Source organism: Arthrobacter rhizosphaerae (genome assembly GCF_023062595.1).
GTDB classification, from domain to species: Bacteria; Actinomycetota; Actinomycetes; order Actinomycetales; family Micrococcaceae; genus Arthrobacter; species Arthrobacter rhizosphaerae.
Genome location: NZ_JALLAN010000014.1, coordinates 37,965 through 56,842 on the forward strand (window position 1 = coordinate 37,965; position 18,878 = coordinate 56,842).

Consider the following 18,878-nt stretch of genomic DNA (forward strand, 5'->3'; position numbering starts at 1 on the left):
CGTTCACCCGCTTCCCGGGGTTTCGGTGCTGTTGTTGTCGTTGCCGGCCTCGGTGGATGCAGACTCACCTGCGGGCAGATTTTCCCGGACGGATTCCCTGATTTCCGGGCTGTCAGTGTCGTCCGGAAGAGGCTCGGTTTCCCGCCATTCCTCGACGTGACCTGACTGGTTTCCATGGCGAAGCGCTTGGGTTTCCTGCTTCATCTTGTCATCCAAGGCTGGGCCGTGGGTGGTATTTCCCCGCTCAACCATCTCGATCTCCTTTCCCTTTTGAACCAAAGGCCAAACGTTCTGCAGATCACTTTCAACGCTAGCATCGGGCCGTTTCGAGGGGAACCGTCAGGGGCTACGTTCGGGCGCTCGTTTCGCTGACTAAGATGGATCAGATAACCTGCAGCATTTTGACCTGCCGAAAGTAGTGCACACCATTCCATCCCAACCGGACCAGAGTTCGGCGCTGGCAATTCAGACCCCCGCTATCAACGACCGCTCACTTGCGGCCGGCTTGGCTTATGCCATGGGCAGCCGGGTCTCGGGCATCACCTTCGATGCCGCAACCGGGCTCATGCTCGGCAAGGTCCGGGGCGGCGCCGAGGTCCCTTATTCAACCACCGCCAAGCTCGTCCGAAAGGCCGGCGGCTGGAGTTGCACCGTGGGCGTGTGCAGTTGCCCGGTGCGCAAGGACTGCAAACACGTCGCTGCCCTGCTGTTCGCGGCGGAGGACAATCCCGCCACGCGCGTTCAGCTGCTGGCTCCCGCCGAGATCTCGCGCCTGTCCCGGGATCAGCACACTCTGGAGCAGGCTGACTGGGAGCAGGCCCTTAGTCCGCTCATCGCCAAGCCCGGGATCACCCCGTCCACCAACGGCATCCCCCTGGCGCTGCAGTTTGAGATCGAAGAGCCGGCCCCCCACTTCTCCTACACGGGACGCCGTGACCCGCTCCGAAGCGTCCGGCAGCTGAAGGCTCGGCCGGTGATCATGGGCGCGAAAGGGAAATGGATCCGCGGCGACGTCTCGTGGAACACCCTCAGCTATCTGAGCTTCAAACGGGAATGCAACCAGGAGCATGTGGAGTGGATGCAGGAGTTCCTGGCCTCGCATACTGTCCAGGCCAACCGGCAACATGTCGCTTCGGCCCCGTGGCTTGGCCTGAACACCTACGCGGGCAAGAACCTGTGGAGCCTGCTGGCTGAAGCACGGAAGATCGGGGTCGCCCTGGTCCACGGCCGCGGACAGGAACCTGTGCGCTTCGCGGAGTCTCCCGCCGTCGTCGGGCTTAACCTGACCCGTTCGGGGCCAGCCGCCGGGAACCCATCTGGTGGGACAGACGCTGCAGCGGACGCTCATGCGGCCGACGGCGCTGTTGGAGCCGACAGCGGCGGGCTTGTTTTATCGCCCACCGTCACCATTGAAGGCGAAGTGGTGGACCCCGCTTCTGTGGGCACCATCGGCCGGCCGGCGCATGGGATCTTCCTGACCTCGGGCCACGCCACTCTTCCGGGAGTGGACGGGGCCTCGTCCGGTCCCGCTACCTCTCCCGCTGAACCAGTGATCACGCTCGCGGCGCTGGAGAACGGGCTCAGCGAAGAGCTCCTGAACTTCGTGACCGCTGCAAACACCCTTCATATCCCGGCCAAGGATGAGAGCCGGTTCCTCACCGGTTTCTATCCGAAGCTCAAGCAGGCTGCCCGCGTGACTGCCTCTGATGATTCGGTGAAACTCCCCACCCTTGCGGTCCCCACGCTTTCCCTGCTGGCAAATTATGGCGCAGACCACCGGGTCCGGCTGCATTGGGAATGGCACTACAAGTCCGGGAACCTGGTAACGGCGCAGCCGTTGTGGCGCCATTCGGACGACCATGGCTACCGCGATGATCCCGGGGAAGCCCGCATTTTGGAGGCAGTGGGCCAGCCGTGGGACGTTGTGCCTGCCCTCGGCGAATCCGCAGCCGGAGGTTGGGGGACGCCTCGGCTCGCGGCTTCCGTTGAGCTCAAAGGCCTTGACACGCTGGCGTTCACCGAGGAAGTGCTCCCGCGGCTTCGCGAAACTGCCGGCGTCGAGGTGGATACAGCAGGTGTGATCGCCGATTATCGCGAGGCAGAGGAAGCCCCGATCGTTGCTATCTCCACCAAGGCCACCGAGCAGCGGGATTGGTTCGACCTCGGAATCGTCATCACCCTCGAAGGCCAGCCCGTCTCCTTCGCTGCGCTGTTCTCCGCGCTTGCCGCCGGGCAAACACGAATGCTGCTGCCAAGCGGTGCCTACTTCTCCCTGGATCTCCCGGAGCTGCACCAGCTCCGGGCACTGATCGACGAAGCCCGGTCGCTTCAGGACAACAAGGACGCACCGCTGCAGATCAGCCGGTTCCAGGCCGGACTGTGGGACGAACTGGCGCATCTGGGAATTGTGGATGAGCAGGCGTCCGCGTGGCGGGAGGCGGTAGGCGGGCTGCTCGACGGCGGCACCGACGGGCTTCCGCTGCCGGCTTCGCTGAACGCTGAGCTGCGCCCTTACCAGCTCGAGGGATTCAACTGGCTTACCTTCCTGTACAAGCACGGCCTGGGCGGAGTGCTGGCGGATGACATGGGGCTCGGCAAGACAGTCCAGGCGCTGGCATTGATCTGCGCGGCTAAAGAGGCCGCCGGAAGTGATCCTGGCTCAGCCGTGTCCGGGAAGGCACCGTTCCTCGTGGTCGCACCCACCAGCGTGGTGGGCAACTGGGAAGCCGAGGCTGCGCGCTTCGCGCCCGGGCTGACGGTCCGGGCTGTCGGCGAGACCTTCGCCAAAAGCGGCGCCGATCCGGGAGAAGCGATGGCCGGAGCCGACGTCGTGATTACCTCGTACGCCCTCTTCAGGATTGACTACGACGCCTACGCATCCCACCCCTGGGCGGGCCTGATGCTGGATGAAGCGCAGTTCGTGAAGAACCACCAGTCCAAGGCCTACCAGTGCGCGCGGAAACTGCAGGCGGGTTTCAAACTGGTCATCACCGGAACGCCGTTGGAAAACAACCTGATGGAGTTCTGGGCGTTGACGTCCATTGTGGCCCCGGGGCTCTTCGCCAGCCCCGGCCGCTTTGCGGAGAACTACCAAAAGCCGGTGGAAAAGAACGGGGACAAGGCGCAGCTGGACAAGCTCCGGCGTCGGATCCGGCCGCTGATGATGCGCCGCACCAAAGAGCAAGTCATCCGGGACCTGCCGCCCAAACAGGAGCAGATCCTGGAAGTGGTCCTGAACCCGCGCCATCAAAAGGTCTACCAGACCCATCTGCAGCGTGAGCGCCAAAAGATCCTGGGCCTGATCGACGACGTCAAAAAGAACCGCTTCACCATCTTCCAGTCCCTCACCCTGCTGCGCCAGCTGGCCCTGGACGCCTCCCTGGTTGATCCCGCCATGACCTCCGTGCGGTCCAGCAAGCTGGACGTGCTGTTTGAACAACTGGAGGACCTTGTGGCCGAGGGTCACCGGGCCCTCATCTTCAGCCAGTTCACCGGCTTTTTGGGCAAGGTCCGTGAGCGGCTCATCGAGGAAAAGATCGAATTCTGCTACCTCGACGGCAGCACCCGCAACCGCTCCGATGTGGTCAACGAATTCAAAAACGGAACGGCACCCGTGTTCCTTATCAGCCTCAAGGCCGGCGGTTTTGGCCTGAACCTCACGGAGGCCGACTACGTTTTCCTGCTGGACCCCTGGTGGAACCCAGCCTCGGAAGCCCAGGCCGTGGACAGGACCCACAGGATCGGGCAGGCACGGAACGTTATGGTCTACCGGCTGGTAGCCAAGGACACCATCGAGGAGAAGGTCATGGCGCTGAAGGCCAGGAAGTCCCAACTCTTCTCGGACGTGATGGAAGGCGATACCCTCGCGGGCGGATCACTGACAGCCGAGGATCTGGCCGGGCTGTTCAACGACTGACCTGGCAGCCTACCCGCTATGTAGTTTCTGCTGGCCCAAGATAGCCATGTGTAAGCAAAACTGACAGGTTCCTGTTGAGAAACTACGCTTTTTTCTAAGTTTCGATCCTTGTACTGTTGCTTCAGCCCGGTAGGCCGCGGTGCTTGTGGACCCTGCCGTTGGGGCCCTTCAAACGCTGGCGATCGCCTACCTGCCCCACACATCAAGTCTTGCTAGACCTGCGAGCCACTGATTCATAAAGCGAAGGAGCTTGGTCATGACTGGCGAATACGACGCTGAAACGACCTATCCACCCAACAAACACCAGGACCAGCCCCAAGAAGCACCCCAGGGCAAGAAGCTTCGGACGCGTCACGTCACCATGATCACCCTCGGGGGGATCATCGGGGCAAGCCTCTTCGTCGGCTCGGCGAATATCATCCGCAACACCGGGCCGGCCGCCATGCTTTCCTACGCTGCCGGTGGCCTGCTTGTCTTCCTGGCGATGCGCATGCTTGGAGAGATGGCCGCAGCCCGGCCAGCCGTAGGCTCCTTCATGGAGTATGCGAGAGTTGGGCTCGGCAAATGGGCAGCCTACGTCGTTGGCTGGCTGTACTGGTACTTCTGGGTCGGTGTCATTGCCTATGAGGCTGTTGTCGGCGGTGGCATGCTAAATGGCTGGTTCCCGGCCCTTCCGGCCTGGGCAGGTTCACTTGCGCTGCTGGCAATCTTCGTCTGCACGAACCTGATCTCACTTCGGTCATTCGGTGAAACAGAGTTTTGGCTCGCAAGCATCAAGGTGATCGCGATCGTGGTATTCCTCGGTGCCGGCACTCTGTTTGCGCTGGGACTCTGGCCCAACACCACCTTCTCTGTATCCAACCTTTGGGATCACGGCGGATTTATGCCCAACGGCATCGGTGTGGTCCTCTCAAGCATCGCGCTGGTCCTCTTCTCGTACTTCGGCACGGAGATTGCTGTCATGGCGGCAGCAGAGTCGGAGAACCCTGACAAGGGAATCCGCCAAGCTGCAAAGACAGTTATCTGGCGAGTCATGCTGTTCTATGTCGGAGCGATTTTCGTCATCGTCACGATCGTGCCGTGGAACCAACTTCCCGCTCCTTCGGTCATCGCTCCATTTACCTATGTGTTTTCCCTGTTCGGAGTGCCGGGTGCCGAACTCATCATGGGTCTTGTCATCTTCACGGCGGTGATTTCGGTGCTCAATTCCGGAACCTACTCGGCAGCCCGTATGTTCGCCGCGCTGGCCGAGCAGGGACTTGCACCAAAAGCCATGGCTAAGCGGACCAAGGCAGGTGTCCCGGCTTTTGCCGTGATCGCCTCGACCATTGGCGGGCTTATCGCAACACTGGTCAACTTCATCGCCCCCAGCTCTGGCATCTACGACTTCATCATGAATTCAACGGGCCTGGTTGCCCTGTTCGTCTACGTGTTCATCGCAGTTACCCAGTGGCGCCTCAGAGTCAAAATGACCCCCGAGGAGCGGTCGAACCTCAAGCTGAAAGTGTGGCTGTTTCCTTGGCTCAACATCATCCTGATCCTCGGTGCAATCGGCATCATCACGATCATGATGTTCAGCGAGAGCGGGCGCACCCAGGTGTGGACCAGCCTCATCGCCGCCGGCGCCCTGGCACTGTTCTGGCCTCTCGTGCGCAGGAAGGCCGCACTCAAGAAGGAGAAAGAAGACCTCGTTCTGCCTCCCTCGCTTGACGAGGTCCGCCAGTAGGAATGAAGCCGCCACAGTAGGCTGATCCAGGGCAAACACCCCATGACGCGCAGCGGCCAGTGGATGCGCTTTAGCGGGTGACAGCCACAACGTAGATCCCCAACACGCCAAGGACCAGCACCGCCGAGGCCGTCCCCAGCACTGACCGGACATTGGGGCCCATCAGACCCCGGCTGATCCCCTCGCCGTGCAGGGTGTAGCGCGTGCGTTGTGTAACAAAAATGGCGGCGGCGGTGAGGCAGGAGATGCCCCACAGGGTCAGGACGAAGAGACCGTGCTGTTCGATCCACCGCAGGAAGATGGTGCTGACGGTGGCCAGCGCCAGCATGGTCCTGCCCCAGGCGAGCGATGTCCGCTCCGGCTGAAGACCTGGATCACTGTGAAGCCGGACCGGAGGCTGTCCGTCGCCGCTGCCCATGATCAGGAAAGAAGTACCAGAAACACGACGACGGCGGCCACTACTGCGCCGCCGATGCCAAGAATCGGCGCAATGAGCGGCAGCGGCAGGGGCAGTCCGTGCCGCAGGCTGCGCTCAACGTTGATCCAGCGCACTGCCGATCCCCCACTGATGAACATGCCAAGGAGCAGCAGAATGATGGAGAGCGCCTTGCGGACAGGCTCCTGGAAAAGATCACCGGTAAAGGCCTCGACGGCGACGCCCCCGGCAAGGAAGGCAAGCGACGTCCGGATCCAGGCCAGGAAGGTCCGTTCGTTGGCCAACGTGAACCGGGGATCCGGTTCGGTTCCCCCGGCCAATAGCCTTTCGGCAATCCGGCTCCGCTTAGTACTCACGCCTACTCAGCCCGGGGCTTCCATACGACCAGCGCCTGGGACCGGGCCCGCGGCCGCTGGCCCCTGGCCAGGGTGACGACGTCGCCGGCTGTGCCCGCGGCGAAAATCCTCGCATCCAATGGACGACGGCGCTGGCTGAGTTCGTCGGTCAGCTCACTGACGCGCCGCTGCAGGGCGGCCACCTGGTTTTCCAGCTGCAGGATCCGCTTGATGCCTTCCAGCGAGACACCCTCATGCGAGAGCCTTTGCACTTCCCGGAGCATGTTGACGTCTCGCTGCGAATACCGCCGAGACTTCCCGGGTGCGCGGCGCGGCGAAACAATGCCCAGGCGGTCATACTGCCGCAGGGTCTGAGGGTGCATGTCAGCGAGCTCCGCCGCCACCGAGATGACGAAGATGGGCTGGTCGAACTCGATGTCCATGGCGAATCCCTTCCCTACAGACGGGCCTTGTCAGCCAGACCGGCACGCACATCAGCGTCCGCCGTCGCGGCAGCGAAGGCCTTGACGGCTTCTTCGGCGTCTTTGGTCAGCTTTTTGGGAATGGCAACATCGATGGTCACCAGGAGATCCCCGGCACCCTTGGAGGTTTTGACGCCCCGACCCTTTACCCGCAGGGTGCGTCCGGAGGGCGTGCCCGCCGGGACACGGACCTTGACCTTGTCGCCGTCGATCGTGGGGACCTCGATGTCAGCACCCAGCGCAGCCTCGGGGAAGGAGACCGGCACGTGGATCCGCAGGTTGTCGCCGTCGCGGGTATAGAACTCATGCGGCTTCACATTAACTGCGACCATGAGGTCTCCGTTACCGGCGGGGCCGTACTGACCCTTCCCGCGGACCCGGACCTTCTGGCCGTCCTTGATGCCTGCCGGAACTCGGACATCAATGACCTCGCCGTCGGGCTCACGCAGGCCAATGGTGGTGCCGCGGATGGAGCCGGCGAAAGAAATAGTGGTGGTCGCCGTACGATCGGCGCCCTTCTGGGGTGCGCGCTGGTACCCGGCAGGTGCGCCGCCACCGAAGCCGCCGCCACCGAAAAGGTCCGCGAATTCGGGCGGGATGCCTCCCGCAGTGCTGAAGCCACCAGAGTGCCGGCCGCTGCCGCCGGTGAACAGGCCCCCGAAGAGGTCCTCGAACCCCGCGTTTCCGCCGCCTGCGCCACCAGGGGCGAAGCGGGCGCCGCCGCCCATGGCCCTGATGGCGTCATACTGCTGGCGCTCATCGGGGTCCGAGAGCACGGAATAGGCCTCGGAGATGTCCTTGAACTTCTTCTCCGAAGCGGTGTTTCCTGAGTTGGTGTCAGGGTGGTGCTGACGGGCCAGCTTGCGGTAGGCCTTTTTGATGTCAGCATCGGAAGCGTCCTTGGCGATTCCAAGGATCGCGTAAAAGTCCTTGTCCACCCAGTCCTGGCTAGCCAATGGCGTTTCCTTTCAAATCTGTGTGCCGAGATGACAGTTCGCGCCAATGTTCTTTCGAATCACTGCCGCGAACTGTCATCTCGATGGGGTAATGCTAGGCCGGAACCGCGACAATAACCTGTGCCGCGCGGAGGACCCGTTCGCCGGACTTGTAACCGGAGCGCAGAACCTGGCTCACGGTGTCGAGTTCGACGTCGCCTGGTTGCTGGATGAGGGCCTCATGGATCGTGGGATCGAACTCCACTCCGGTCTCATCGATGCGCACCAGCCCGTAGGTCTTCAGCGCGTTCTCCAGCTTGGCGGCGATCGCAGCGAACGGACCGTCGGCCAGGTCACCGTGCTGGCGGGCAGCATCGACGTCGTCCAGTACCGGGAGCAGGGAGTTCAGGACGCCGATGACGGCCATCTCCCCTGCCACGGCGCGGTCGCGCTCCACCCGCTTGCGGTAGTTGACGTACTCGGCCTGCAGCCTGCGGAGATCATTCTTGAGCTCCTCAGCTTCGGCTGAGCCGATCCCCTGGGCCACCGATTCCTCAGCCGGCACCTCTACGCTGTTGAGGATGTCCTCCACCTGGGACAACGCGTCGCCATCCAGCTCTTCGGAACCAGCCTGTGCATCGGCCTGCTGACCGGCAGCACCGGACTGGTGGCTGGCGCCACCGGACTGCTCGCTGTCCGGCCTGCGTGCCTGCCCGGTCGCCGGGTCAACCTTGCGGTTGTCCCGGATGACCGGCTTCTGGTTCTCGCTTTCCCGCTGCTGGCTCTCCCGCTGCTGGGCCCGGTCTCCGGAAGAGACGTGCTCTTCTTCGTTACCGTGATGGGGCATGGCTACTTCTTCTCTTCTTCGTCGACGATTTCGGCGTCAACAATGTCTTCGTCAGAAGTGGAACCAGCTGTACCTGCGCCTGCAGGACCACCCTCAGCGCCGGCTGCGCCCGTTTCACCGTTCGGTGATCCGGCCTGCGCGTAGATGGCCTCGCCGAGTTTGGTCTGGGAAGCCTGCAGCTTCTCAAACGCTGTCTTCACAGCGGCGTCGTCGGTGCCTTCGAGTGCCTTCTTGAGTTCGTCGACGTCGGCCTTCACCGAGGTCTTGACCTCCTCCGGCAGCTTGTCGTCGTTGTCGGCGATCAGCTTGTCAACGGAGTATGCGAGCTGCTCGGCAGTGTTGCGGGTATCCGTTGCCTCGCGGCGTGCCTTGTCCTCGGCGGCGTGCTCCTCGGCGTCACGGACCATGCGGTCGATGTCTTCCTTGGAGAGCGCGGTGCCACCGGTGATGGTCATGGACTGTTCCTTGCCGGTGCCCTTGTCCTTCGCGGAAACGTGAACAATGCCGTTGGCGTCGATGTCGAAGGTGACCTCGACCTGCGGCACACCACGGGGAGCCGGGGCGATGCCGGTCAGCTCGAACGTGCCCAGCGGCTTGTTGTCGCGGGTGAACTCGCGCTCGCCCTGGAAGACCTGGATGGCCACCGAAGGCTGGTTGTCATCCGCCGTGGTGAAAGTCTCGGACCGCTTGGTGGGAATAGCTGTGTTGCGCTCGATGAGGTGGGTCATCACGCCACCCTTGGTTTCGATGCCGAGGGACAGCGGGGTGACGTCGATCAGCAGAACGTCCTTGCGCTCGCCCTTCAGGACACCGGCCTGCAGTGCTGCGCCAACGGCCACAACCTCATCCGGGTTGACGCCCTTGTTGGGCTCCTTACCGCCGGCAAGTTCCTTCACGAGCTCGTACACGGCGGGCATACGGGTGGAGCCACCCACGAGCACGATGTGGTCGATGTCGGAGAGCTTGATGCCAGCTTCCGTGATGACATCGTGGAACGGCTTCTTGGTGCGGTCCAGGAGGTCCTTGGTCAGGTCCTGGAACTTGGCACGGGTGAGCTGCTCGTCCAGGTGGACCGGGCCGTCGGGCGTGACGGAGAGGTACTGCAGAGAGACGTTGGTGCTGGTGGAGGAGGAGAGTTCCTTCTTGGCCTGCTCGGCTGCTTCGCGGAGGCGCTGCAGGGCGATCTTGTCCTTGGAGAGGTCGATGCCCTTAATCTTGAGCTGCTTGAGCAGGTACTCCACAACGCGGTTGTCCCAGTCGTCGCCGCCGAGGCGGTTGTCACCGGCAGTGGCGCGCACCTGGATGGTGGAGAAGTCGTCTTCGTCCTTACCTACCTCAAGGAGGGAAACGTCGAACGTTCCGCCACCGAGGTCGAAGACAAGGATGAGTTCATCTTCCTTGCCCTTGTCCAGGCCGTAAGCCAGAGCAGCCGCGGTGGGCTCGTTGACGATGCGCAGGACGTTCAGGCCCGCGATCTCGCCGGCCTCCTTGGTGGCCTGGCGCTCAGCGTCATTGAAGTATGCCGGAACGGTAATCACTGCGTCGGTGACCTTTTCGCCGAGGTAGGACTCGGCGTCGTTCTTCAGCTTCATGAGCACGCGTGCGGAGATTTCCTGCGCCGTGTACTTCTTGTCGTCGATCGCGATGCTCCAGTCGGTGCCCATGTGGCGCTTGACGGAGGAGATGGTGCGGTCGATGTTGTTGACGGCCTGGCGCTTGGCGATTTCACCAACCAGGACTTCGCCGGACTTGGAGAACGCAACGACCGACGGCGTGGTGCGGCCACCCTCGGCGTTGGCAATAACGGTGGGCTCGCCACCTTCGAGAACGGAGACGACGGAGTTGGTGGTTCCGAGGTCGATACCTACTGCACGTGACATGTGTTGCTTCCTTCTTTCCTTGGAAACTAGCTGGCCCCGGTGTTCGAACCCGTTGGAAATGCTTGTCGCAATCGGGGTCGAAATCGAAGCACGCCCGGTTGTTGAGCGATCTACACTCAACTTTACTCAGGAGCAGCACGCTGTCAACTCAAGTTGAGCGCACTCCACTCAACTTTGAATTTCACCGCTTGAAACGGTCCGGGAAGCCTCCGGTTCAGGCAGTCGAACCGCTAGTCCCGTTGGACGCGGCCTTCTGTATCGTCGTCGGCGCGGCCGGGAACGACGTCGTCGCCGGTAGCATTCCGCTGGCGCTGCGTCAGGCCTGAGGGGTCAACCTTTCCGGCATCGCCGTAGTCGCCCTCAGGATATTCGCCTTCACCAGGGCCAGTAGTGGACTCATCCACAACACCCGCATCCCCATAGTCACCGTCGACGTACTGGCCACGCTCTCCCTCCAGGGCCGGGTTTGGCGTGCTGGTGTGGCGCTTTTGTTCGCGTGAGGTTTCGAATTCTTCATTCTCGGACATGAGTGGTTTCCTCCTCAGTCAGTGGCGCCCAGGCGGGCATAGTGGCAGTCTATCGACGCCGCCGTTCGGGTGACAGAGCCATCAGCCTCCAACCCCGACACCCCAACGGGGCTATTCAACCAGCCCCGCCACCCCCGCCAGCACCTCAAGATGATGGTCAAAAAGCTCCTCGCGTGCGGCAAAGGTGCCGGCCCCATACTGCCCAAACACCTCAAAGCTGACAGCCCCGAAAAGGGAGGTCCACGCCAGTGCGCAATTGGCCAGGAACACGTCCGGGATATCCAGGCCAAATTCTGCGCGGATCCGCTTCAGGTCAGCAGCCAACTGAGGAGGAACGACGACGGCGGGTCCGCCTTGCTCCTTCAGGACACCTGCCCGCGAGGCGGCGTCGAAGATTCCCATCAGCCTTCTGATCACTCTTGTGCCCGGCTCCATTGTCCGCTCGGCGGGGGCCTGATACCCGGGGACAGGACTTCCAAAAAGCAGGGCATAGCGGGCTGGTTCGCTGATTGCCCATTCCCGGACAGCCCTGCCCAAATAACGGAATTGCCCGCCGTGGTTCCGCTCATCCGCCGTCGCGACGGCTGCGTCTACCGCATCCCCCAGGTCGCCATAGGCTTCGATCAACAGCAGGGTCAGCAGTTCATCGCGGCTTTCCACATACCTGTAGACGGCCGACGACACCACGCCGAGTTCGCGGGCGACAGCCCGAAGCGACAATCCGGCCGCCCCATGCAGGGCCAGATGTTTCCGGCCCAGGCGGACAATATCGGCGATCGTCTGGGCCCTGGCCCGTTCCCGCGGCGTCTGGACCTTTGCCGGGGTGGGGGCCGCAGCTTTGTTTGGTTCGTCGCGTGACATAGCTTCAGGATGGCACAAGTAGAGCGGCGCAAACAAAAGAGAGCGGTGCTCTTGACTTTTGGAGAGCGGCTCACTCATGCTGAGTTACGAGAGCAGTGCTCTCGTAACCATCGCAAGCTGAAAGAGAGTTCTCCCATGACTGATTTGTATGTAGTGACAGGTGCCGGACCCGTTGGATGGACTGTTGCTGAACAGCTGGCCGAGCAGGGCCATTCGGTGCGGGTACTCACACGCTCCGGCAGCGGTCCGGACCACCCCCTCGTGGAACGTCGCACCGTGGATGTTTCAGATCCGGCTCAGCTCGGAGAAGCCTTCGAAGGCGCCAAAGGCATCTTCCACTGCATTCACGGATCCGCATACGCAGCCTCAACCTGGGCAAAGGAACTTCCAAAGGCGGAGCGTATAGTCCTCGAAGCGGCGGGCGAGGCTGGCGCCGTCGTCGTATTTCCCGAAAGCCTCTACTCGTACAGCGAACCCGACAAAACAATGGCCGAGCACAGTCCCCGTGATGCCCGGGACGGCAAGCGCGGCATCCGGACAGCCCTCCTGAACATGAGATCTGCGTCCGCCACTGACACGGTCAGTGTTGTGGCTGGTGACTTCTTCGGGCCGCGGGTCCGGGCGGCGCACGCCGGCGAGCGCATGGTGCCCACCCTGCTGGCCGGGAAAGGGGTTCAGGTGATCGGGAGTGCAGAGAAGCCTCACTCGTTTACCTATGTTCCGGACCTCGCGGCCGCCATGATCAAAGCTGCGCAGACGCCGTCACTGTGGAACCGGGTATGGCATGCCCCCACCGGACCGGCGCTCACTCAGCGGAGCATCGCAACCTCGTTCGCTGTTGCCGCGGGCGTGGAAACTCCGAAGGTAAGCGCTGTGCCCGGGTGGATTCTCCGTGCGGCGGGGGTCTTCTCGACGGGTATGCGCGAGCTGGCCGAGATCCTGTACCAGTTCGAACGGCCCTTCGTTATGGATTCCCGCGTGAGCCAGGAGGCGCTTGCGCTGAAACCCACTCCCCACCACGAGGCCGCCCGTGCCACCGTGACCTGGTGGCGGGAACAATAACGGCTATTCGAAGCGGGTAGTGGTCACTCCAGTGCTGGACCGGATGAGCCCGAAGGTTGCCGTCACGGCCGCGAGCGCAAGCAGCAGGCTGAACCCCAGGGCCACGAAGTAGTCGGGAGCCGGCCACGTGACCTTATAGGTGTCGTTGATGCCTGTGACCATCAGCCAGGCGACAAGAAACCCGAGTCCGATCGACAACAGCAGCACGGCCAGCAGGGGGACGGCAGCTTCCCGAGCGATGATCCTGCGTATGACTGACACGGGCATTCCCATCAACCGCATCAGACCGAGGACTCTCGCACGGTCCAGGACCGCGGAGGCTGTGGCGACGGCCAGGGAGATTCCGGCAATGGCGATCGCCACGAACATGCCCAGATAGGCGAGTACTGCCAGGCCCTGGACGAGGCGCGTGCCGGTCTGCAGTTTATTGTCGGCCGCTGAAGCGGCCGGCATGGCTGTGATGCCGGAACTGTTCAAAATTGTCCGCGCCCGGTCCATAGCTTCGGGCGAGCCGTCGGTGCTGATCACCACCACCGCCGGCAGCAGTCCCTCCACCTCATTGACAGCAGCGGCTTTCAGCGGCACGGGCTGTGTGGTCCAGAAGTAGAGGAAGGAGAAATCGAAGGCAACTACTCCTGTTTCCGGGATGTTCTGAAATCCCAATTTGGGAGCATCACCAGCTGGGATGTTGATGTCAGGGATAGAAGCCGCCCCGAAGATCGGTGCTTGGGAGTAGCCAATGACGGCGCTTGTGATCCCCGGGAGCTCCTCGGCCCGCCGAGCGAGTTCCAGCACCTCAGCAGTGGAGCTTTGCTCGGCTACGGTCACGTGCAGGGCCGTGTGCTGAAGCAGGCCTGGGCGGGCAGGTGGATCCGCTTCGGCCTGGATGATGCTGGATCCTCCGGCGAAGACCGACACCACGAACACCCCGACCACCAGCCCCGACACGGAACGGAAGGTGGCCACCGGTGTCTTTCCGATCCGGCTCGCAGCAATGACTGCAGACACATTGCGCGCACGCCATAGCCCCATCCGGCTCACTACCAACGTGAGCCAGGGTCCGATCACCACTATTCCCACAAGGATGAGCGCAAAACCGCCGATCAGCAACGGAGACTCAAGCCACGGCAAACGCACCTTGAGCATCCGGATGAAGATGACGGCCATGATCATGGAGGCCAACCCGGCCAGCAGTGGCACAATCCGCCATGCCCGGGGTGTCTTTTCAAGAACCGCACGGGTTACCCCCAGCGGCCCGATCCCGGCGCGAGCTGTCCGGTAGCCCGCCACCAGCGCGGAAGCGGTGACCACAACAATGACGACGGCGGCTGCCGCTGCCCAGCCGGTAGCCAGATCGTTCACAAACATCCGGGTGCCGCTGACCGGTATCTGGGCAACGGCCGGCCTCAGCAAGTAGGCCAGGAGGACGCCCAGAGCTGCCCCGAAGAGGCTGGGAACAGCCGTTTCTATCGCAGCAACCTGCCCGACAACCCGAGGCGATGCGCCAATCAGGCGGAGGGTGGCGAAGCGTTCCCTGCGCTGGGCAGCGCCCAAGCCCGTGACGATGCCGATCAGCAGAAGCACAGGAAAGAACACCGCAATAGCGCCGATGATGATCACTGTGATGTACGAGACTGCGCTGCCTCCATATGGATTCGTCGTGAACCCTGACACCATGGCTGCGCGTCCGCCCAGCCGGACTTCTTCTTCCGTCACGCCAGTAATGACCACGAGGGAATCCGGCCCAGGGAGGGCAGAATCCTCAATCGTGCCCGCGAACTGCCCGAACCTGTTCCCCAACTGGTCCGCAGGCGTGGATTCGATCAGGCGCTGGAGCGACGGCGATGCGTAGTACTGTCCGGGCGCGGGAGGTTCCGGGATCCCGGGAATCTTGACGGTCGTCGTCGTGAGTGCGGCAAAGTCCCGGCGGTTGATCAGTTGGTCGCGGAAAACTTCCACTGCGTTTGCTCTCATGAGCACTTCATTGGAAGTCAAAGGAATCGGCGTGGCTGGCCCCGAAGCCGTGAGCCCGTCTGCCTGAAGGGCAACAGCGGCGGCCGGGTTCCCGGTTTCGCGCAACCAGGCACCACGCTCATCGCGATGGCTCAATCCATTTGCCCCGCCCCACAGCAACAGCAGCAAGCAAACGCCGGTGGCCACCCCGCCTGTGACTCCCAGGAGCCTGCCATAAGAGGCCCTGCTGCCCACCACTGCGAGTTTCAGCAACCCCGGATTCATGAGGACACCCTGTAGCCGGCGCCAATCACGCCGTCGCGCACCATCACTTCCCTGTCCGCGTAGGCCGCGGTCCGCGCGTCGTGGGTAATCATCACCACCGTGGTGCCGACTTCCCTGACCAGCTCGAGCATCAGCGTCAGCACATTCTCGGAGGCAAGTGAGTCCAGGGAACCTGTAGGTTCATCGGCGAACAGCACAGCAGGGTTGGTGACAAGTGCGCGGGCAACGGCAACCCGTTGGGCTTGCCCGCCTGACAGCTCGCCTGGGAGTTTTGCCCCCATTCCATCCAGTCCCAGCCGGTCAAGCAATTCCCCCGACCGGTGCAATGCCTCCGCGCGCTTAGTCCGGCCCAAGAGCAAGGGGATGCTGACGTTATCCAAGGCCGTCAGCTCCGGCAGCAATTGGCCGAACTGGAACACGAAGCCAAATTCGGACAGCCGCAGCCTGGACCGCTTCGGTTCGTTGAGGGCACTGATCTCCAGGGCGTCCCCTCCGCTTGGTGTGTACGTCACTGTGCCCTGATCTGGTGCGATCACCCCCGCCAGGCAGTGGAGCAGAGTGGATTTCCCGGATCCCGAAGGGCCCATAACGGCGAGCACCTCACCGCGGTGGACGTCGACGTCGATACCGCGGAGCGCCTGTGTCTGCCCGTACGACTGATGCAGCGCACGTGCTCTCAGGATCGGTGAAGTGGTGTCCGATGCGGTCATGCGCTCTGGAGCTCCTTTTTGAGTTGGGTCAGGCGTGCGCTGGTGAGTTCGATCCAGCGCAGATCGGCTTCAATGTGGAAGAGTCCGTGGTCGCATATCAGGACCTGCAGGAGGTCGGCATCCTTTTTGAGCCTGGTCAGCTCACGCATCCGGGTCATGTGCTCGGCACGCTGCAAATCCAGCAGCCGGTCGGCGTCGTCGTCAATCAGCAACGCGATGACCGTCTTGGCAAAGAGGTTGCTTTGCAGGGTTTCCGACGGAACATCCGGAGTGAACAACCACTCACGCACCCTCTCGTGGCCGGCGCCCGTGATCTCGTATTTCTTGCGGTCCGGCCCGGCGCCAGTCTCCTCGCCCAGTGCTCGAATCAACTCGTCCCGGATCATCCTGGCCAGGGTGGAGTAGACCTGCCCGAAGGCCAGGGGCTTCCCCATGCCGAAATAGCGGTCATAGGAATGCTTGAGGTCATAGCCGTAGCTGGGCTGGCGGCTGAGGAGGCCCAGCAGGGTCAGGGAATTGTTCACAGATCTATCTATACACTGAGTGTATAGATAAAGCGAGCATGACACTGGTTGCCCAAAATGCCACGGGACGCCCGGATCGGGGGCTCTTCGTCAATAGAGTTGAACCGGGAGCAGTTCGACTGCGGGCGTCGGATCCGTTCGAAGCCTGGCATGGGTTTCGACGTCGAATCTTTCGTCCCCGTACTGGAGTTTGGACCTTTCAACGCCTTCAGCCAGAAACCCGGATCCCAGTGCCACCTTGCAAGATGCTGGGTTGTTGATCCTATGCCCTAGTTCCAGCCGGAAAATCCCCAGGTCTTCCATGGCCCAACTGGACAACGTGGCAGCCGCTCGTGTGGCCAGCCCTTGGCCACGAGCGTCAGATGAAAGCCAGTAGTACACCCAGGCCGAGAGATGTCTCCGATTGATGTTGCTGATCCCCACGTTGCCGACGGCCATGCCATTCAGCTCTATGGCGAAATTGCACGCGACGTCGGGGTCGAAGGTCAGGCTGGTCTGGATGAACCGCTCAGCTGAATTTTGATCAGGCAGAGCTTGGTTGAACTGAGTGCCGAGGTCTGGCGATGACTGATAAAGCAGGCAGAGGTCTGCAGCATCACCGGGATGCCACGGGCGAAGCAGCAGGGAACTCACGTTCAGCCCTCCAGCACTGTGTCGTTCAGGTGTTCCCCGTAGTACGACGACTGGTTTTGCATCAGCTCGCTCATTGATGTCCCGCGCGGCACGCCGTATACAGTGCCGGGGAAGTCGAGGGTCCGCTGGATTTCCCAGATCTCCTCATGTCGCTCGGGAGAAAGGATGCTGGCGGGATCGCCCACTGCCACCCATCCGATGGGCACCACCGCTCCGGCGTCGAGCCTGGAGTTGACCTGCACGACGCCGTTGATGCGGACTTCGGCACCCGGACCTATATAGGAGCCGGGAAAAAGCGAGGCCCCGGTGGCTATAAACGCCGCTGCTTCCACCGTGGCGCCGTTAATGTGGGCATGTGGCCCCACCATGACGCTGTCCCCGATGAGGGCGGGATGCCCGGAACGTCCGCGGACCAAAGCGTTCTCCATGACCACAACGTTCCGGCCGATGCGGACCTCGCCGTCCTCCGCCGTTATTACCGCACCGTGGAGGATCCGCGTTCCCTCGCCGATGACCACGGCACCCGACACGACGGCCGTGGGCGCAATATAGGCCTCGGGATGGATGGACGGGCGGGCACCTCGGTGTTCAAGCAGCATGAGGTCATCGTAGCTTTGTACTGTTGCCCCCTTTCCGTATAGCGGAGGAAGAATGATGGCCGAACCACTTTTCGATCGTTTGATGTCGATTGACGAAAAACTCGCCCACCTTGCCGCCGCCGACGAATTCTCCGGCGTCGTCCGAGTGGAGCGTGGGGGCGAAGTCCTGCTGGAATCAGCCCATGGGTTGGCCAGCCGCCGCTGGCAGATTCCTGTAACCGCCCGTACACGGTTCGATGTGGCATCGGTGACCAAGCTGTTCACCGCCGTCGCCGTTCTCCAGCAAGTCGACGCCGGCACGCTGGACCTCGATCAGTCGATCCACGCTTACGTTGACCTGGCGGGAACCACCATTTCCCCGGCGGTGACATTGCGGCACCTTCTGACCCACACCTCCGGCATAGGCGACGACGCCGACGAGGAAGCCGGCGAATCCTACGAAGCGCTCTGGATAGATCGGCCCAACTATTCCGTCACCGAAACGGCCCACTTCCTCGCCCAGTTCATCCACAAACCCGCAGTCTTCCCGCCCGGCGCCGGATGCCGGTACTGCAACGTGGGCTACATCCTGCTGGGCCTCGCCGTTGAACGGGTTACCCGTGAACGGTACCGTGACGTGATCGTCCGGGACGTCTTCCGGCGGGCCGGGATGTTTACGGCTGGATTTTTCGACATGCGTGATGCCGAGCCGGACGTGGCAGAGGGCTGGGAGCCCGTACGCAAATCCGACGGCGGCCCGGTGACAGGGTGGCGGCAGAACATCTTCTCCTACCCGCCGATCGGATCACCCGACGGCGGCGCCCACGCGACCGCCGGCGACCTGACCCGCTTCCTTACAGCGATACGCCAAGGGGAGCTGCTCTCACCAGCGTCAACGAGTGCGTTCCTCACGCCGCAGGTCTTGCACCATCGGATCAGCGATCCGGCAGAAGGCGCGACGGCGGAACTGCGCTATGCTTTCGGGCCCGCCGTCGAACTGACTTCAGAGGGCGCGGTCCGCTCGCTTTATAAGGAGGGAATCAATACAGGGGCCAGTGCGATGGTGAGGCACTATTCTGCACAGGACATCACGATGGCGGTCGTATCCAATAGCGAAAACGGCGCCTGGGAGCCGATCAGGCTGATCGATGAAGCTGTGACCCGCGCGTAGCAACATATTTGAAGAGG

Annotated in this window: 18 protein-coding genes; 4 read left to right on the forward strand and 14 right to left on the reverse strand. The window is 62.5% G+C overall.

What is annotated here, in order from left to right; genetic code table 11:
• Nucleotides 1-3: 3 nt before the first annotated feature.
• Nucleotides 4-252: a hypothetical protein gene (locus MU551_RS17400; RefSeq protein ID WP_247046586.1), complete on the reverse strand. Its 249-nt coding sequence runs from the start codon at nucleotides 250-252 to the stop codon at nucleotides 4-6.
• A 175-nt stretch (nucleotides 253-427) separates the two neighbouring features.
• On the opposite strand from MU551_RS17400, the gene MU551_RS17405 reads away from it, so the two are divergent.
• On the forward strand, nucleotides 428-3,916 hold the full coding sequence (locus MU551_RS17405; protein WP_247046867.1) for a DEAD/DEAH box helicase: 3,489 nt from the start codon (nucleotides 428-430) through the stop codon (nucleotides 3,914-3,916).
• Nucleotides 3,917-4,172: 256 nt separating this feature from the next.
• Complete coding sequence (locus MU551_RS17410) at nucleotides 4,173-5,642, forward strand: amino acid permease (RefSeq protein ID WP_247046587.1); 1,470 nt, start codon at nucleotides 4,173-4,175, stop codon at nucleotides 5,640-5,642.
• A 70-nt stretch (nucleotides 5,643-5,712) separates the two neighbouring features.
• Here MU551_RS17410 and MU551_RS17415 read toward each other — a convergent pair whose 3' ends face one another.
• The 8 genes from MU551_RS17415 to MU551_RS17450 all read right to left on the reverse strand — a co-directional run bounded on the left by MU551_RS17415 (nucleotide 5,713) and on the right by MU551_RS17450 (nucleotide 11,945).
• Complete coding sequence (locus MU551_RS17415) at nucleotides 5,713-6,060, reverse strand: DUF202 domain-containing protein (protein WP_247046588.1); 348 nt, start codon at nucleotides 6,058-6,060, stop codon at nucleotides 5,713-5,715.
• A 2-nt stretch (nucleotides 6,061-6,062) separates the two neighbouring features.
• On the reverse strand, nucleotides 6,063-6,434 hold the full coding sequence (locus tag MU551_RS17420) for a YidH family protein (RefSeq protein WP_247046589.1): 372 nt from the start codon (nucleotides 6,432-6,434) through the stop codon (nucleotides 6,063-6,065).
• 2 nt (nucleotides 6,435-6,436) lie between these two features.
• Complete coding sequence (locus MU551_RS17425; RefSeq protein ID WP_247046590.1) at nucleotides 6,437-6,856, reverse strand: heat shock protein transcriptional repressor HspR; 420 nt, start codon at nucleotides 6,854-6,856, stop codon at nucleotides 6,437-6,439.
• A gap of 14 nt (nucleotides 6,857-6,870) precedes the next feature.
• Nucleotides 6,871-7,851, reverse strand: a complete 981-nt coding sequence (locus MU551_RS17430) for a DnaJ C-terminal domain-containing protein (protein ID WP_247046591.1) — start codon at nucleotides 7,849-7,851, stop codon at nucleotides 6,871-6,873.
• Between the two features lie 94 nt (nucleotides 7,852-7,945).
• Nucleotides 7,946-8,677 (reverse strand): nucleotide exchange factor GrpE, encoded by a 732-nt coding sequence (locus tag MU551_RS17435; protein WP_247046592.1) that lies wholly within the window; start codon nucleotides 8,675-8,677, stop codon nucleotides 7,946-7,948.
• Between the two features lie 2 nt (nucleotides 8,678-8,679).
• Complete coding sequence (gene dnaK, locus MU551_RS17440) at nucleotides 8,680-10,557, reverse strand: molecular chaperone DnaK (RefSeq protein WP_247046593.1); 1,878 nt, start codon at nucleotides 10,555-10,557, stop codon at nucleotides 8,680-8,682.
• A 230-nt stretch (nucleotides 10,558-10,787) separates the two neighbouring features.
• On the reverse strand, nucleotides 10,788-11,084 hold the full coding sequence (locus MU551_RS17445; protein ID WP_247046594.1) for a hypothetical protein: 297 nt from the start codon (nucleotides 11,082-11,084) through the stop codon (nucleotides 10,788-10,790).
• A 111-nt stretch (nucleotides 11,085-11,195) separates the two neighbouring features.
• Nucleotides 11,196-11,945: a TetR/AcrR family transcriptional regulator gene (locus MU551_RS17450; RefSeq protein WP_247046595.1), complete on the reverse strand. Its 750-nt coding sequence runs from the start codon at nucleotides 11,943-11,945 to the stop codon at nucleotides 11,196-11,198.
• A 135-nt stretch (nucleotides 11,946-12,080) separates the two neighbouring features.
• Between MU551_RS17450 and MU551_RS17455 the strand changes: the two genes are divergently transcribed.
• Nucleotides 12,081-13,007, forward strand: a complete 927-nt coding sequence (locus MU551_RS17455; RefSeq protein ID WP_247046596.1) for an NAD-dependent epimerase/dehydratase family protein — start codon at nucleotides 12,081-12,083, stop codon at nucleotides 13,005-13,007.
• 3 nt (nucleotides 13,008-13,010) lie between these two features.
• On the opposite strand, the gene MU551_RS17460 is transcribed toward MU551_RS17455, so the two are convergent.
• The 5 genes from MU551_RS17460 to MU551_RS17480 form a co-directional block, all read right to left on the reverse strand.
• Complete coding sequence (locus MU551_RS17460; protein ID WP_247046597.1) at nucleotides 13,011-15,245, reverse strand: FtsX-like permease family protein; 2,235 nt, start codon at nucleotides 15,243-15,245, stop codon at nucleotides 13,011-13,013.
• Nucleotides 15,242-15,955 (reverse strand): ABC transporter ATP-binding protein, encoded by a 714-nt coding sequence (locus MU551_RS17465; protein WP_247046598.1) that lies wholly within the window; start codon nucleotides 15,953-15,955, stop codon nucleotides 15,242-15,244. The genes MU551_RS17460 and MU551_RS17465 overlap by 4 nt, the downstream gene beginning before the upstream one ends.
• Nucleotides 15,952-16,479 carry a PadR family transcriptional regulator gene (locus MU551_RS17470; RefSeq protein ID WP_247046599.1) on the reverse strand — a complete coding sequence of 176 codons (528 nt, stop codon included), beginning with the start codon at nucleotides 16,477-16,479 and terminating at the stop codon, nucleotides 15,952-15,954. The genes MU551_RS17465 and MU551_RS17470 overlap by 4 nt, the downstream gene beginning before the upstream one ends.
• 90 nt (nucleotides 16,480-16,569) lie before the next feature.
• The gene (locus tag MU551_RS17475) at nucleotides 16,570-17,112 is read right to left on the reverse strand and encodes a GNAT family N-acetyltransferase (RefSeq protein WP_247046600.1); all 543 of its coding nucleotides are present in this window, start codon (nucleotides 17,110-17,112) and stop codon (nucleotides 16,570-16,572) included.
• A 2-nt stretch (nucleotides 17,113-17,114) separates the two neighbouring features.
• Complete coding sequence (locus MU551_RS17480; RefSeq protein ID WP_247046601.1) at nucleotides 17,115-17,711, reverse strand: gamma carbonic anhydrase family protein; 597 nt, start codon at nucleotides 17,709-17,711, stop codon at nucleotides 17,115-17,117.
• 82 nt (nucleotides 17,712-17,793) lie between these two features.
• On the opposite strand from MU551_RS17480, the gene MU551_RS17485 reads away from it, so the two are divergent.
• Complete coding sequence (locus MU551_RS17485) at nucleotides 17,794-18,861, forward strand: serine hydrolase domain-containing protein (protein ID WP_247046602.1); 1,068 nt, start codon at nucleotides 17,794-17,796, stop codon at nucleotides 18,859-18,861.
• Nucleotides 18,862-18,878 lie beyond the last annotated feature (17 nt).